Raw genomic sequence first — 15,144 nt, 5'->3', positions numbered from 1 at the left:
GGGAGCCGGGGCGGTCACACGGCCGCCCGGCTGCGGCGGGGCGAGCGGATCTGGGGCGCGACCCGCTCGGCCCAGGGAGCCAGCACGGCGTCCAGGTCGGGGCCGGAGGCCCCGTCGCGCGGAACGGTGTCCTGGAGGACGGCCAGGCCGGGGGAGGGCACGTGCGCGCCGAGCTCGACGAGCAGCGGGCGCAGGTGGACCTCCACGGCGAGTGTATGGGCGGGGGATCCCATGACCAGCAGGGGCAGGGCGGTGACGCCGGAGAGGGCGCCGCCGGGCAGCAGGTCCAGGAAGACCTTGAGCAGGCCGGTGTAGGTGGCCTTGTAGGTCGGGCTCGCCACGACGAGCAGCTCGGCCCCGGTCACCCGCTCCAGCGCCTCGGCGACCTCCGGGGGAGGACCGGGCAGGAGCAGGGACGGGGCCAGGGCGGCCAGGTCGACGAGGTCGGGGTCGCCCGGCAGGCCCAGGGCCGAGGCCACGTGGCGGGCCGCGGCCAGCGCCGCGGTGGCGGTGCGGGACCCCGGGCGGGGGTTCCCGACGAGGACGGTGACGGACACGGTGGTTTCTCCTGTTCTCAGGTCGTGGCGGCCGGGACCCGCGGGGCGCCCAGGAAGGGCACGTGCGCGGACGCGGCCTCGGGCCCGGCTCCGGGATGCTGCCACAGGCCGCGCCTGCGCAGCAGCGGCAGGACCCCCTCGCCGAACCAGTAGGCCTCCTCCAGGTGGGGGTAGCCGGAGAGGACGAACTCGGTGATGCCCAACCGGTGGTACTCCTCGATGCGGTCGGCCACCTCGGTGTGGCTGCCCACGAGGGCGGTTCCCGCTCCGCCGCGGGCCAGCCCGACGCCGGCCCACAGGTTGGGGTGGACCTCCAGGTTGTCGCGGCGGCCGCCGTGCAGGGCGAGCATGCGGCGCTGCCCCTCGGACTCGCTGCGCGCCAGCCCCGCCTGGATCTGCGCCACGGTGTCGGCGGGCAGGCGCTCCAGCAGCCGCTCGGCCTCGCGCCAGGCCTCGGCGGAGGTGTCGCGGGTGATGACGTGCAGGCGGATCCCGTACTCCAGGCTCCGCCCGGCCTCGGCGGCCAACTGCCGCACCCGGTCGAGCTTGTCGGCGACCGCCGCGGGCGGCTCGCCCCAGGTCAGGTAGGTGTCGACGCGGCGCGCCGCCACCCGGAGCGCGGCGGGGGAGGAGCCGCCGAAGTAGAGGCGGGGCCGGGGGTCGGGGGGACGGTGCAGCGCCGCCCCCTCGACCACCAGGTGCTCTCCGCTGAAGTCGACGGTCCGGCCCTCCCACAGCCGGGTCACGATCCGCAGGAACTCGTCGGTGCGGGCGTAGCGTTCCTCCTTGTCGAGGAAGTCGCCGTAGGCGCGCTGCTCCGCGCTCTCCCCGCCGGTGACCACGTTGAGCAGCAGGCGGCCCCCGCTGAGCCGCTGGTAGGTCGCGGCCATCTGCGCGGCCAGGGTGGGCGAGACCAGCCCGGGGCGGAAGGCCACCAGGAACTTCAGCCGCTGGACCGTGCCCAGCAGCGACGCGGTGGTCACCCAGGCGTCCTCGCACCAGGCGCCGGTCGGGGTCAGCACCCCCTCGAAGCCCAGTTGCTCGGCGGCCCGGGCCACCTGGAGGAGGTAGCCGAAGGACGGCTCCCGGGAGCGCCACGCCGAGGCGGTCTCCGTGACGGGGTCGACGATGCCACGGCTGTCGCCCTGGGTGGGCAGGAACCAGTGGAACGTCAGGGACATGAAGTGTTTCCTTCCGGGATCGGAGCGGTCCGCGCAGGCGGGGGAGCCCCCGGGGCGGGGGTCACCGGGGCCGGTAGACGTAGCCGACCCGCCGTACGGTGACCAGCCGGTCGCCCAGGTCGCCGAGCTTGCGGCGGATCCGGTGGACGTGGACGTCCACCGACCGGGCCGTGGTGGGCGATCCGGGCGACCAGACCTGGTCCAGCAGCTCCTGGCGGGTGAACACCCGCCCCGGCGCCGCGACCAGGTGCGCCAGGAGGCGGAACTCCTGGTAGGAGAGGGACACGGGGACGCCGCGCACCCACACCTGCCACGAGGCCCGGTCGATGACGAGGGAGTCGTCCGCGGAGCCGCCGTCGGCGGGGACCCCGCCGACGGTCGACGCCTCCACGACGTGGCCGACGACGACCATGACTCTGCGCAGATCCTCCAGGGGGATCACGCCGAGCAGCCGCTCCTCGTCGTGCCGGGACGGCACGGCGTCGGCGCGGAGCACCGGGCGGTGGGTGTCGCTGGTGGTCATGACACCATCATGGGCCAATAACCCAATTAAGTCTACCTGTTTAGTCGGTTTTTATGCCGGGGGTCCGCCGGACCGGCCGCGCAGGCCCTCTCCGCCCGCTCCGGCGGCGGGCCGGAGTTGGGTAGGCTGCGCTGGGATCGGCGCGGCGGCGCGGCCGGTCGCGCCGCGGGCCGACACGGAGGAGCACGCGATGGCGGAGGAGTCCCGTCCGGCGGGAGCCCAGGCGGTGGTGCGGGCGCTGCGGGTGCTGCACTGCTTCCGCGACCACGGGCCCGAGCTCGGGGCGACCGACATCGCCCGCATCCTGGACCTGCGGACCAGCACCGCACACCGACTGGTGCGCACCCTGGCCGCGGAGGGGTTCCTGGAACAGGCCCCCGGCACCGCCCGCTACCGGCTGGGGGCCTCCGTCGCCGAACTGGGGCAGGTGCTCTACCGGCAGCGCGGGCTCCACCGGGCCGAGCCGCTGCTCGCCAGCCTGGCCGAGGTCACGCGGACCTCTCCCGGCCTGGCCGTCCACAGCGGGCGGCGCGCCGTCGTCGTCGTGGGCGGCCCCGCCGACCCCGAGTCCGGACTCGGGGTGAGCATCCCCCTGCACGCCTCGGCGATGGGCAAGGTCCTGGTCGCCTGGAACCCCGACTTCGACGTCGCCGACCTGGGCGAGCTGCCCGCGCTGACCCCGCGGACCATCACCGACCCCCGGCGCCTGCGCGCCGAGCTGGAGCGGGTGCGCGAACGCGGCTACGCCCTCAACGACGAGGAGCAGGCCCTCGGCAAGCGCACGGTCGCCGTGCCGCTGGCCGACGAGTACGGCCAGGTCCAGATGGCGCTGGCGCTGCGCGCCGACACCGAGGGGCTGCCGCTGGAGCGCGTCCCCGAGCTCGCCGAGATCGGGCGCGAGTACGCGCTGGCCTTCCAGCGGGTGCTGCTGCGCCCCGCCCGCTGAGTCCGGCGGACCACGGACCCCTGTGACCTGGGCCTCTTTGTCGCCCTATTTCCTATAAAACCTACTGAATAAGTTGACAATCCCATTATGTGGGAAATACGGTGTGCCTGCCCGTCCGACACGAAGCGCGCCGCCGCCCCGCGGCTGCCCGGCGCCTCGCCCCCGTCCGTCACCACCCCTTGGAGGCCCCATGGCCGAGGAAGTCCTCTGGTACGTCGTTCCCCAGGACGGCCCCTACCCCTGGGAGCCCGAGGGACGCAGGGAGGTCGACCGCGAGTACCTGCAAGACCTCGCCCGCAGCATCGACCGGCTCGGCTACTCGGGAGCGCTGCTGGCCACCGCCGCCCACGACGTGTGGATCCTGGGCGCCGCCCTGGCCGACGTCACCACCCGGCTGCGCCCCCTGGTCGCGGTCCACCCCGGGCTCATCTCACCCGTGCTGCTGGCCAAGATGGCCCTGACCTTCGACCACCTCTTCGGCGGGCGCCTGGCCGTCAACGTCATCAACGGCGACACCCGCACCCTGAGCACCTACGGCCTGCACCTGGACCACGACGAGCGCTACGCGCTGGCCCGCGAGTACTGGTCGGTGTTCCGGCGGCTGACCGCCGGGGAGACCGTGGACTTCCACGGCGACCACATCGACGTCACCGGCGCCGGCAGCGGGTTCGGCCTGGAACCGGTGCAGCGGCCGCACGTCCCCCTGTGGTTCGGCGGCTCCTCCGAACCCGGCCTGGACCTGGCCGCCGAACTCGTCGACGTCTACCTGTCCTGGGGAGAGCCCCCGGCCCAGCTCAAGGAGAAGATCGACCGGCTGCGCGCCAAGGCCGCCCGCCACGGCCGCACCCTGCGCTTCGGCCTGCGCGTCCACCTCATCGTCAAGGACACCGACGCCGAGGCGTGGGCCTACGCCGACCACCTGCTCAAGGTCACCCGGCCCGAGACCTTCGCCCGCCAGATCGACCTGGCCAGGAGGTCCGACTCCGTGGGCCAGAGCCGCCAGGTGCAGTCCCACCGGGGCCGCGTCCCCGACCGGGCCAAGGACATCGAGGTCTACCCCAACGTCTGGCCCGGGATGGGACTGCTGCGCCCCGGCCCCGGAACCGCCCTGGTCGGCTCGCACGCCAGCGTCGTCGAACGCCTCCAGGAGTTCGAGGCCCTGGGCGTGGACACCTTCATCCTCTCCGGCAACCCGCTGCTGGAGGAGGCCCAGCACATCGCCGAGACGATCCTCCCCCACCTCGGCGTCCCCGCCCCCCGGCCCTGACCGCACACCCCCGTCACGGAAGCGAACACTCCCATGAACCCCTTCACCCGAAGCGCCGCCGCGCTGACCCTGCTGACCGCCGCCCTGGCCCTCACCGCCTGCGGGCCCGAGGAGGAGTCCCCCTCCGGCGGAGCGGTCATCCGCATCGGCGACCCCGGCAACGTCGGCCCCCTCGCCTACGCCAAGCGCGAGGGCATCTTCGAGGACCGCCTCGCCGAGGTCGGCGCGACCATCGAGTGGGGCGGCTCCTACGCCTCCTTCACCGCCGCCTCCGACGCCCTCAAGTCCGGCGACCTCAACGTCCAGCAGGGCGCCGTCTCCCCCGCGGTCGGCTCCCTGGCCAGCACCGACGACCTGCGCATCTTCATCGTCGCGGACCTCGTCGGCGACCCCGCGCCGCTGCGCGACGGCCTCGTGGTGCCCCCCGACAGCGACATCCGGACCGTCGCCGACCTGAAGGGGCGCAGGGTCGCCGTCAACCAGGCCGGAAAGGGCGAGTACCTGCTGCTGCGCGCCCTGGAGGCCGAGGGCGTCGACCCCGACGAGGTCGAACGCGTCTACCTCAACCCGCAGGAGGGGGCGGCGGCCTTCGCCTCCGGCAAGGTGGACGCCTGGTGGGCGATCGTGGACGCCTACCCCGAGGCCGTCGCCAACGGCGCCAGGACCGTCGTCACCAGCCGGGACATCGACGACGCGGACCTCAACGTCTTCGTCGCCCGCAAGGACCTGCTGGAGGAGCACCCCGAGGCCGCCGAGGTGTTCTTCGAGGTCCTCAACGAGCTCATCGAGGAGGGCCGCAGCCGGCCCGAGAAGTTCCAGAACGTGTTCCTCGACCAGGGCCCCACCGCCCTGGACGGCGACCGCCTCGCCGAGAGCGTCGAGCTGACCAGGGCCGCGACCTCCTACCGCTACCCCACCGAGGAGGACCTGGCCCGCATCGAGAGCGTCGCTGCGACCTTCGTCGACCACGGACTGCTCGACGGGCCGGTCAACGCCTCCGACATCGTCTTCGACCTGCCCGCCGCCCTGGACTGACCCAGACGCCCACCCGCCGGGAGCATCCCATGACCGTTCCGTCCCGACCGCTGCTCCACGACCCGCCCGGCTCCGCGGACGCCGCCGACCGCGCCCCGGCGGCGTCCGCCCTGGAGCGCCCCGCCCCCCTGCGGGGCCGCCGGCGCCACCCCGCGGTGTCGCCGATCCTGCGCGCCAGCGTCCCCGTGCTGCTGGTGGCCCTGTGGTGGTGGGGCGCGGACGCCGGCCTCGTCGACCCCCGGGTGCTGTCCAGCCCGCCCGACGTGGTCGACGCGCTGCGCGAACTGGTGGCCACCGGCCAGCTCGCCGAGTTCCTGGCGGCCTCCTTCCGCCGGGCCGCGCTCGGCGTCGCCCTCGGAGTGGGCGCCGGACTCGTCCTGGGGGTGGCGGCCGGACTGTCCGCGCTCGCCGAGGAACTCGTCGACCCGTCCATGCAGATCGTCCGCGCCGTGCCGTTCCTGGCCCTGGTGCCGCTGTTCATCTCCTGGTTCGGCGTCGACGAGGCCTTCAAGGTCGTGCTCATCGCGGTCGCGGCCGTCGCCCCCATGTACGCCTACACCTACCTCGGCGTGCGCAGCGTGGACCGCCGGGTCGTGGAGGCGGCGCGGGGCTTCGGCCTGCGCGGCCCGCGGCTGGCCGTCGGCGTCATCATCCCCGGCGCGCTGCCCAGCATCCTCATGGCGCTGCGCATCTGCATGACGGTCAGCCTCACCGGGCTCATCGCCGCCGAGCAGATCGGCACCACCGCCGGGATCGGCTACCTGGTCACCCTGGCCCAGCAGTACTACCGCACCGACTACATGGTGCTGTGCATCGCCCTGTACGCGGTGCTCGGCCTGCTCATCGACCTGGTGATCCGGGTCCTGGAACGCGTCCTCATGCCCTGGCGCGGCCACGTCGCCGCCCGCTGACCCGCCCGCCCGAAAGGAAGCCATGGCCAGCCCGCCCGTTGCCGACCTGGCCGTCCAGGTCCGCGGACTGCGCAAGTCCTACGGCGCCCAGACCGTCCTGGACGGAGTCGACCTCGACATCCGCCGCGGCGAGTTCTTCGCCCTGCTGGGCCCCAGCGGCACCGGCAAGACCACCCTGCTGCGCGTGCTCGCCGGCCTGGAGACGCCCGACGCCGGCGAGGTCTGGGTGCCGCCCCGGCGCACCACCGTCTACCAGGAGCCGCGCCTGGTACCGGCCCGCCGGGTGCTCGCCAACGTCACCATCGGACAGCCCCGCGGCGCCGCCACCCGGCAGGCCGGCCTGCGCGCCCTGGCGGAGGTCGGCCTGGCCGACAAGGCCCGGGCCTGGCCCGCCACCCTCTCCGGCGGCGAGGCCCAGCGCGTCGCCCTGGCCCGGGCGCTCGTGCGCGACCCCGAACTGCTGCTCCTGGACGAGCCCTTCGCCGCCCTGGACGCGCTGACCCGGCTGCACATGCAGGACCTCGTGGCCGACCTGTGCGTCCGGCACCGCCCCGCGGTGCTGCTCGTCACCCACGACGTCGACGAGGCCGTCCGACTGGCCGACCGGGTCGCGGTGCTGCGCGGCGGGCGCTTCGTCCACGACGTGCGCATCGACGCCGAGCACCCCCGCGACCGCGACGACCCCGCCGTCCTGGCCCACCGCCGCGACCTCCTCGCCCGCCTCGGCGTGGGCACCGGACGCTGAACCCGCCACCCACCGGGAGGAACCCGTGACCACCACCGCACCCGCGAAACCCGCAGTGGACAAGATCTGGTACACCCGCTGCCCCGTCCCCACCGCCAGCGGCCTGGCCCACAACCTGGGCTGGCTCTCCGACGCCTTCGCCGCCCGGGGACTGCAGGTGGGCGTCCTGCAGGAGGCGCCCCCCGAGATCGCCCGCCACCACTTCGACCACCGGCTCCTCGGCCTGTTCCGCGAGGGCGGCAACGTGCCGGCCCTGGTCGCCAGGTCCGAGGGCGCACCGACCAGGCTGATCGGACTGACCTGGATCGACGAGGGGCAGGCCGTGCTCACCCGCCCCGACACCGGCATCGCCTCGCCCGCCGACCTCGCAGGGCGCCGCATCGCCGTGCCCGCCTGGGCCGACACCCGCGCCAAGAGCTTCCCCCGCGCCATGGCCCTGCACGGCTTCCGGGGCGCCCTGGCCCTGGCCGGGCTCACCCTCGACGACGTCGAGCACGTCGAGGTCCCCCCGACGCTGTCGGGCCGCCTGGAGCCGGACTCGCCGGCCCCGACCTGGCCGGGACTGGCCGAACTCGCCGCGGGCACCGTCGACGCGGTCTACGTCAAGGGCGCCCGGGCCGCCGAGGAGGCCGCGGCGATCGGCGCGACCGTGGCGGTCGACCTGGACGCCGTCCCCGACCGGAGGCACCGCGTCAACAACGGCACCCCCCGCCCCATCACCGTGCACGAGCGCATCCTCGACGAACGTCCCGAACTGGTGACGGACTTCCTCGTGCAGACCCTGCGCGCCGCCGACTGGGCCGCCACCGACCCCGACGGGGTGCGCCGCATCCTGGCCGCCGAGACCCACTCCGGCGCCGAGGGGGTGGCCCGCGCCTACGCCGACGGCTTCCACACCGGGCTGCACCCCGACCTGTCCGACGAGCGGCTGGACCTGCTCGCCGCCCAGGAGGACTTCCTCCACCGGCACGGCTTCCTCGCCGAACGGGTCGACGTGCGCGCCTGGGCCGTCCACGAGCCGCTGGCCGCCGCCCGCGAGGCCCTCGCCCGCGCCACCCCCTGACCGACCGACCCCACGACCCGACACAACGAACCCGAGAGGAGACACCGAGCATGAGCGTCAAGGTCGGATACTTCCCCCACAACAACTCGCTGTTCGTCCTGCGCCACCGGGGCATCCTGGAGCGCTCCCTGCCCGACGTGGAGTGGGTCGACCTGCGCGACCTGCCGCAGGGGACGCGGCCCGACCCCACCCGCGGCCTGCCCACCGTGCACGCCGACCGCCTCTTCGACGGCGGCTACGACTTCATCGGCACCGGGTTCACCCCGCCGATCACCGCCCAGGGGCAGGGGCACGACATCGTCTACGTCGCGGTCTCCGGCCCCCGCCACGAGAACGGGCGCCTGCTGGTCAAGGCCGACTCCGACATCAAGGAGACGGCCGACCTGCGCGGCCGCCGCGTCGGCATCGCGCACGGCTCCTGGCAGACCACCCTGCTGCTGTTCGCCCTGGACCGGGCCGGCCTGTCCTGGAGCGACATCGTGCCCGTGGACACCGGGGTCGACGCCGCACAGCAGTTCCTCTCCGGCGAGATCGACGCCTGGGTGGGCTCCTACCCGGTGCTGCGCGCGGTGGAGGAGCAGGTGGCCACCCGCGACCTGGTCGCCACCGAGGGGCTGTTCAGCCACCGCTCCCTCTGGTTCACCCGCCGCGACTTCGCGGAGAACAACCCCGAGGCGCTGGCCGCCATCGTCAACGCCCTCCAGGAGTCCGACGCCTGGATCCGCGAGAACCCGAGGGAGGCGGCGGCCCTGTTCGTCGCCGACGCCGAGAAGCGCGGCGGCCCCCGCGCCGACCTGGACGCCTGGGAGCACGCCCTGCGCACCCGCCCCTTCGGCCTGCTCCCGGTCACCGACGAGTTCGTCGCCGAGCAGCAGCGCGCCGCCGACCTGCTGCACGCCAACGGCCTGCTGCCCCGCAAGGTCGACGTCTCCTCGGCGGTGGCGCCGAGCGTCAACGCCCTCGTCCCGCCGATCCCCGGCGCCGACGCGCAGTGACCCGCCCGGGGCGGGAGGCCCGCCGCCTCCCGCCCCGCCCTGACCCCCACCGAGGACGCCATGACCGAACTGCTGTTCAGACTCCCCACCCGCCACCAGCCCCCGCCGGACCTCGGCCCCGTCCCGCGCGACGTGCGCGGCGACCACTACGGCCCCCTGGAGCGCCTGTTCCAGACCGGGCGCGCCGCCGAGATCGCCGGCCTGGGCGGGGTCCTGGCCCCCCACGACCCGCAGGGGGAGGACTCCTGGACCGTCGCCGCGGGGGCGCTGCGGCACAGCCGCCACCTCCGGGTCGTCGCCGAGTTCCCGCCCTGGGCCGCCACCCCCGTCTACGCCGCGAAGACGGCGGTGACCCTGCAACGCTTCTCCGTGGGCCGACTGGGCTGGCGGCTGTCCCTCGACGGGGACCCCGCCCAGCGCGCCGCCCAGGGCGACTTCGTCGACGGCGCCGACCGCTACGCGCGCGCCGACGAGTTCCTCACCGTGGCCAGGGGGGTGTGGCAGGAGCGCCCCTTCGACTTCGACGGGCGCTTCTACCGGGTCCGCGGCGGAGGCTTCGCGCCGCCCCTGGCCGGGCACCCGTTCCCGCGCGTGTACCTGTCGGGCACCGACGAGGCCGCCCTGGAGCTGTCGGCCCGCCACGCCGACGTGCACCTGGTCGGACTCGACGACGACATCGACGCCGTGCGCGCCGGCCTCGCCGAGCGCGCCGCACCCCTGGGCCGCCGGGTCGACCTGGGCCTGGAGCTGTCCCTGCTGGTCAGGGAGGACGCCGAGGAGGCGTGGCACCACGCGGGCGCCCCCGGACGCGGGACCGGACGCTGGGACGGCTTCGCCTCCCTCGGCCACACCGTGGCCGCCGGCCTGGTCGGCTCCTACCGGCAGGCCGCCGAGCTGCTGGGCGACTACGCGCGCCGGGGAGTGCGCGTCTTCGCGGTCGAGGCGGCCCCCGCCCTACAGGAGGCGTACCGGCTGGGCGAGCACCTGCGCCCCGCACTGGAGGAGGAGTACGAGAGTGTCCGTTGACTTCTACTGGCGGATCGGCATGCACGGCGACCAGCCGTCGCTGCGCCGCCGCGCCGAGAGCCGCGGCGACTGGGCCCCGCACGTGCCCGGGCGCATCGCCCCCGCGCTGCGCCACGGGGAGCCCGACGGCTACGCCTACGTCGAGCACATGCTCGACGTGGCGCGGGCCGCCGAGGCGGCCGGGTTCTACGGCGGGCTGATGCCGTCGTTCCCCTTCACCGACGACCCGTGGGCCTCCGCGGCGATGCTGGCGCGCGAGACCCGCACCTTCCGGTTCATGATCGCCTTCCAGCCCGGCTTCCTCAACCCGGTGCACGCCGCGCGGATGGCGGCCACCCTGCAGCGCGCCTCGCGGGGCCGGGTCGTCTACAACGTCATCACCGGGGGCGGCGGCCCCGCCCAGGCGTGGTGGGGCGACGAGGTCGCCCACGACGACCGCTACGCGCGCACCGACGAGTTCCTCCGGGTGCACCGGGGGGTGTGGCAGGAGCGCCCCTTCGACTTCGACGGGCGCTTCTACCGGGTGGCGGGGGGCGCGCTGCCCGACCCCCTGGCGGCCGAGGAGTTCCCCGAGATCTACTTCTCCGGGTCCTCGGCGGCGGCCCTCGACGTCGCCGCCCGGCACGCCGACTACTACCTGTCCTGGCTGGAGCCCTTCGACGCGCTGGCCGCGAAGTTCGCCGCGGTGCGCGAGCACGCCGCCGCGGCCGGGCGCGTCCCCCGCTTCGCGGTCCGGCTGGACGTGGTGGCGCGCCCCACCGAACGCGAGGCCTGGGAGGAGGTGCGCCGCGGCTTCGAGGCCGCGGACCTGCGCGGCCTCGACGGCGGCGCGGGGGACTCGGTGGGCGTGGCGCGCAGCCGCTCCTTCGTCAGCGGCCCCGTCACCGGCTACCGGGACCTGGAGGTCCAGCCAAACGTGTGGGGCGGCTTCGGGCTGCTGCGCGGCGGTCCGGCGTTCGGGCTGGTGGGCAGCTACCGGCAGGTCGCCGAGCGGCTGGAGGAGCTCATCGCGCTGGGCGTCGACGCGTTCATCCTGGCCGGGGTGCCCCACCTGGAGGAGTCCTACCGGGTGGGCGAGGAGGTCCTCCCGCTGCTGCGCGGCGCCGGGCGCCGGGCGGCAGCGTCCGACCGGGCCGGGGGAGAGGACCGCCGCGGCACTCCCGTCACTGTGTTCCCGGAGGCCACTGCTTCCAAATAATTTTTCCTACCTGTATAGTTGGGTTTGTTTCCCGGTGCGACGACCTCCGCGAAAGGCGGCTCCTCGGCATGCGTTTCCACTGGTTCCTTCCCACGACCGGCGACGGGTACGCGGTCCGTAACTCCACGATCCGCCTCGACGTCGACGGGGTCACCGCACCCTCGCGCCCGGCCGACCTGGGCTACCTCGCCCAGGTGGCCCAGGCCGCCGAGAGCGCCGGGTTCACCGCGGCGCTCACCCCCACCGGCGTGGGCTGCCCGGACCCCTGGATCACCTGCGCGGCGCTGACCCAGCACACCGAGCGGCTGAAGTTCCTCGTGGCCTTCCGCCCCGGCTTCGTGCTGCCGACCCTGCTCACCCAGCAGGCGCGGGCCTTCCAGGAGGTGTCGCGCGGCCGGCTGCTGGTCAACGTCGTCGCCGGAGGCGACCCGGTCGAGCAGCGCGCCTACGGCGACTTCCTCGACCACGACCAGCGCTACGCCCGCACCGACGAGTTCCTCACCGTGCTGCGCCGGACCTTCGACGGAAAACCGGTCGACTTCTCCGGCGAGCACTACCGGATCGAGGGCTGGCAGGCCGCCGACCCGCTCGCCCCGGCGCCCGAGATCTACTTCGGCGGCGCCTCCGCGGCGGCCGAGCGCGTCGCCGCCGCCCACAGCGACGTCTACCTCATGTGGGGCGAGCCGCCCGCCATGATCGCCCAGCGGATCGAACGGGTGCGCGCCCTGGCCGCCCAGGCCGGACGCACCCTCCGCTTCGGCATCCGCCTGCACGTCATCGCCCGCGACACCGCGGCCGAGGCGTGGCGCGACGCCGAGCGGCTGCTGGAGGGCATGAGCCCCGAGCGGATCGAGGCCATGCAGCGCTACTACGCCCGCATGGACTCCGTCGGCCAGGCCCGCATGGCCGCCCTGCACGGCGGCTCCGCGCGCTCCCTGGAGGTCCACCCCAACCTGTGGGCCGGGGTCGGCCTGGTCCGCGAGGGCGCCGGGACCGCGCTGGTCGGCGACTACGCCGAGGTCGCCGAGCGCATCGAGGAGTACCGCGCCCTCGGGGTGGAGGAGTTCATCCTCTCCGGCTGGCCCCACCTGGAGGAGGCCTACCGGGTGGGCGAGTACGTCCTGCCCCGGCTCGCCGCGCCCGCCCCGGCTCCCCAACCGGCGCCGTGAGCGCCGCGACCGAGGTCCGCACGGGCCCCGCAGACGGCGGCCCCGGGAACCGCCTCGACAACAACTCCACCCGGGGCCGCTTCCCCACCCGCACCCCCGCACTGGTGCGCTCCCTGGGCCTGAGGACCCTGTCGGTGGGCGGCCTCCTGCTGCTGTGGTGGGCGGTGGCGCGCGCCGAGATCTGGCCGCCGGTCATCCTGCCCCCGCCGCAGGCGGTGTGGGAGAAGGCGGTGGCCACCACCACCGAGGGCTTCAGCGGCCACACCCTGCCCGAACACCTGTGGGCCAGCATGCGCCGCATCCTCGTCGGCAGCGGCTACGGCACCCTCGGCGGGGTCCTGATCGGACTGCTGATCGGGCTGGTGCCCGCCGTGCGCGCGCTGCTGGGGCCCTTCATCTCCTTCGTGCGCACCCTGCCGCCGCTGGCCTACCTCAGCCTCCTCGTCATCTGGTTCGGCATCAACGAGGAGCCCAAGATCTGGCTGCTCGTCATCGCCTCCCTGCCGCCGGTGGCCGTGGCCACCGCCGACGCCGTCCGCAACGTCGCCCCCGACTACCTCAACGCGGCCCGCTCCCTGGGCGCCCGCTCCTGGCAACTGCCGCTGTGGGTCGTCCTCCCGCACGCCCTCCCCGAGGTCATGACCAGCATCCGCATCGCGGTCGGCGTGGCCTACACCTCCGTCGTCGCCGCCGAGACCGTCAACGGCATCCCCGGAATCGGCGGGATGATCCGCGAGGCCCAGCGCTACAACCAGACCGACGTGGTCATCCTCGGCCTCATCGTCATCGGCCTGTCCGGCCTGGTCATCGACTGGCTGTTGCAGTGTGCCGACCGGGTCCTGGCCCCGTGGCGGGGCCGCACCTGACCCGGCCGGTCCCCTCCCTTCCATCCGTCAACCCCCATCCCCCAGGAGATCCCATGACACCGATCCGTCGTTCCCGCACCTCCCGGGCTCTCGCGGCGGCCTCCGCACTCACCGCCGCCGTCCTGCTGGCCTCGGCCTGCAACGCCGCCGAGGAGCAGGCGGAGCCCGCCGACGGAGTCCCCGCCGAGCTGCGCATCGGCTACCAGTCCATCCCCAACGGCGACCTCGTCGTCAAGCACAACGGGTGGCTGGAGGAGGCGCTGCCCGACACCACGATCGTGTGGAACAAGTTCGACTCCGGCGGCGACGTCAACACCGCCTTCCTCGCCGGTGAGCTCGACATCGCCCTGGCCGGCAGTGCCCCCGTCGTCCGCGGCCTGTCCCAGCCCCTCGACATCGACTACCAGGTGCCCTGGATCCACGACGTCATCGGCGACAACGAGGCGCTGGTCGCCGTCGACGGGATCGACGAGGTCGCCGACCTCAAGGGCAGGACGGTGGCGGTGCCCTTCGCCAGCACCACCCACTACCACCTGATCGCCGCCCTGGACGAGGCCGGCCTCACCGTCGACGACGTGGAGCTGCTCGACCTGGAGCCGCCGGACATCCAGGCCGCCTGGCAGCGCGGCGACCTCGACGCGGCCTTCGTGTGGTACCCGGTGCTGGGACAGCTCAAGGAGGACGGCGGCCACGTCGTCGTCACCAGCGGCGAGCTCGCCGAACGGGGCAAGGTCACCGCCGACCTCGCGGTGGTCAGCACCGAGTTCGCCGAGACCTACCCCGACGTCCTGGCCACCTGGGTGGAGCAGCAGAACCGCGCGGTCACCCTGCTGCGCGAGGACAAGGCCGCCGCGGTCGAGGCCATCGCGGCCGAGCTCAACCTGGAGCCCGCAGAGGCCGAGGAGCAGGTCGACCAGCTCATCTTCCTCGACGCCGCCGAGCAGGCCTCCGCCGACTACCTCGGCACCGCCGACGAACCCGGCCGCCTGGCCGAGTACCTCCTCCTGACCGCCGAGTTCCTCGCCGAGCAGGGGGAGATCGACGCGGCGCCCGGCCTGGAGGACTTCCAGGCCGCGCTCGCCCCCGGAGGAGCCGAGAGTGTCGCCAAGCCCTGACACCGGGGCGGCCGCACTGGAACTGCGCGGCGTCGGCCACGACTACCAGGGGCGCGAGGGGGCGGTGCCGGCCCTGGACGGCATCGACCTGTCCCTGGAACGGGGAGAGCACCTGGTGGTCGTGGGCCCGTCCGGCTCCGGCAAGAGCACGCTGCTGCGGCTCGTGGCCGGATTCCACCGCCCCTCCCGGGGCACCATCACGGTCAACGGCGCCCCGGTCCGGGGCCCCGGCCCCGACCGGGGCGTGGTCTTCCAGCAGCCCACCCTGTTCCCGTGGCTGAGCGTGCTCGCCAACGTCGAGTTCGGCCTGCGCATGGCGGGCGTGGGCCGCGAGGAGCGGCGGGAGCGCGCCATGCGCCAACTGGAGCTGGTGGGGCTCGCCGACACCGCCCGCATGCGCACCTACGAGCTCTCCGGCGGCATGCGCCAGCGGGTCGCCATCGCCCGGGCCCTGGCCCCCGACCCCGGCATCGTGCTCATGGACGAGCCCTTCGGCGCGCTGGACGCGCTCACCCGGGAGCGCATGCAGGAGGAGCTGCGCGACCTG

General features: G+C 74.4%; 16 protein-coding genes. 13 read left to right on the top strand and 3 right to left on the bottom strand.

The window, feature by feature from the left end; translation table 11 throughout:
- Positions 1–14 precede the first annotated feature (14 nt).
- The 3 genes from AC529_RS09895 to AC529_RS09885 form a co-directional block, all read right to left on the bottom strand.
- Positions 15–557: an NAD(P)H-dependent oxidoreductase gene (locus AC529_RS09895; protein ID WP_068755802.1), complete on the bottom strand. Its 543-nt coding sequence runs from the start codon at positions 555–557 to the stop codon at positions 15–17.
- A 17-nt stretch (positions 558–574) separates the two neighbouring features.
- On the bottom strand, positions 575–1,738 hold the full coding sequence (locus AC529_RS09890) for an LLM class flavin-dependent oxidoreductase (RefSeq protein WP_068755800.1): 1,164 nt from the start codon (positions 1,736–1,738) through the stop codon (positions 575–577).
- A 61-nt stretch (positions 1,739–1,799) separates the two neighbouring features.
- A complete protein-coding gene (locus AC529_RS09885) occupies positions 1,800–2,261 on the bottom strand; it encodes a winged helix-turn-helix domain-containing protein (protein ID WP_068755798.1) in 462 nt (153 codons plus the stop codon).
- 190 nt (positions 2,262–2,451) lie between these two features.
- On the opposite strand from AC529_RS09885, the gene AC529_RS09880 reads away from it, so the two are divergent.
- The 13 genes from AC529_RS09880 to AC529_RS09820 form a co-directional block, all read left to right on the top strand.
- The gene (locus AC529_RS09880) at positions 2,452–3,207 is read left to right on the top strand and encodes an IclR family transcriptional regulator (protein ID WP_068755796.1); all 756 of its coding nucleotides are present in this window, start codon (positions 2,452–2,454) and stop codon (positions 3,205–3,207) included.
- A gap of 190 nt (positions 3,208–3,397) precedes the next feature.
- On the top strand, positions 3,398–4,474 hold the full coding sequence (locus AC529_RS09875) for an LLM class flavin-dependent oxidoreductase (protein ID WP_068755793.1): 1,077 nt from the start codon (positions 3,398–3,400) through the stop codon (positions 4,472–4,474).
- Positions 4,475–4,507: 33 nt separating this feature from the next.
- Complete coding sequence (locus AC529_RS09870) at positions 4,508–5,509, top strand: NrtA/SsuA/CpmA family ABC transporter substrate-binding protein (RefSeq protein WP_068755786.1); 1,002 nt, start codon at positions 4,508–4,510, stop codon at positions 5,507–5,509.
- 29 nt (positions 5,510–5,538) lie between these two features.
- Positions 5,539–6,420: an ABC transporter permease gene (locus AC529_RS09865; protein WP_068755784.1), complete on the top strand. Its 882-nt coding sequence runs from the start codon at positions 5,539–5,541 to the stop codon at positions 6,418–6,420.
- 22 nt (positions 6,421–6,442) lie between these two features.
- Positions 6,443–7,165 (top strand): ABC transporter ATP-binding protein, encoded by a 723-nt coding sequence (locus tag AC529_RS09860; RefSeq protein ID WP_068755782.1) that lies wholly within the window; start codon positions 6,443–6,445, stop codon positions 7,163–7,165.
- A gap of 25 nt (positions 7,166–7,190) precedes the next feature.
- Positions 7,191–8,228, top strand: a complete 1,038-nt coding sequence (locus AC529_RS09855; protein WP_068755780.1) for an ABC transporter substrate-binding protein — start codon at positions 7,191–7,193, stop codon at positions 8,226–8,228.
- 50 nt (positions 8,229–8,278) lie between these two features.
- Positions 8,279–9,223, top strand: coding sequence for an ABC transporter substrate-binding protein (locus AC529_RS09850; protein WP_068755778.1), 945 nt, complete (start codon positions 8,279–8,281; stop codon positions 9,221–9,223).
- Between the two features lie 60 nt (positions 9,224–9,283).
- A complete protein-coding gene (locus tag AC529_RS09845; RefSeq protein ID WP_068755776.1) occupies positions 9,284–10,249 on the top strand; it encodes an LLM class flavin-dependent oxidoreductase in 966 nt (321 codons plus the stop codon).
- The gene (locus AC529_RS09840) at positions 10,239–11,447 is read left to right on the top strand and encodes an LLM class flavin-dependent oxidoreductase (protein WP_068755774.1); all 1,209 of its coding nucleotides are present in this window, start codon (positions 10,239–10,241) and stop codon (positions 11,445–11,447) included. The genes AC529_RS09845 and AC529_RS09840 overlap by 11 nt, the downstream gene beginning before the upstream one ends.
- Before the next feature lie 68 nt (positions 11,448–11,515).
- Positions 11,516–12,616, top strand: coding sequence for an LLM class flavin-dependent oxidoreductase (locus tag AC529_RS09835; RefSeq protein ID WP_068755772.1), 1,101 nt, complete (start codon positions 11,516–11,518; stop codon positions 12,614–12,616).
- A complete protein-coding gene (locus AC529_RS09830; protein ID WP_068755770.1) occupies positions 12,613–13,482 on the top strand; it encodes an ABC transporter permease in 870 nt (289 codons plus the stop codon). Before AC529_RS09835 ends, AC529_RS09830 begins: the two co-directional genes overlap by 4 nt.
- A gap of 53 nt (positions 13,483–13,535) precedes the next feature.
- A complete protein-coding gene (locus tag AC529_RS09825) occupies positions 13,536–14,597 on the top strand; it encodes a taurine ABC transporter substrate-binding protein (RefSeq protein WP_068755769.1) in 1,062 nt (353 codons plus the stop codon).
- Positions 14,581–15,144 (top strand): ABC transporter ATP-binding protein (locus tag AC529_RS09820; protein ID WP_068755768.1); only part of this gene is annotated, 564 nt, incomplete at its 3' end. The genes AC529_RS09825 and AC529_RS09820, both read left to right, overlap by 17 nt.

This window comes from Thermobifida cellulosilytica TB100 (genome assembly GCF_001517975.1).
In the GTDB taxonomy this organism is placed as follows: Bacteria; Actinomycetota; Actinomycetes; order Streptosporangiales; family Streptosporangiaceae; genus Thermobifida; species Thermobifida cellulosilytica.
This window is presented reverse-complemented; position numbering and strand designations above follow the sequence as displayed.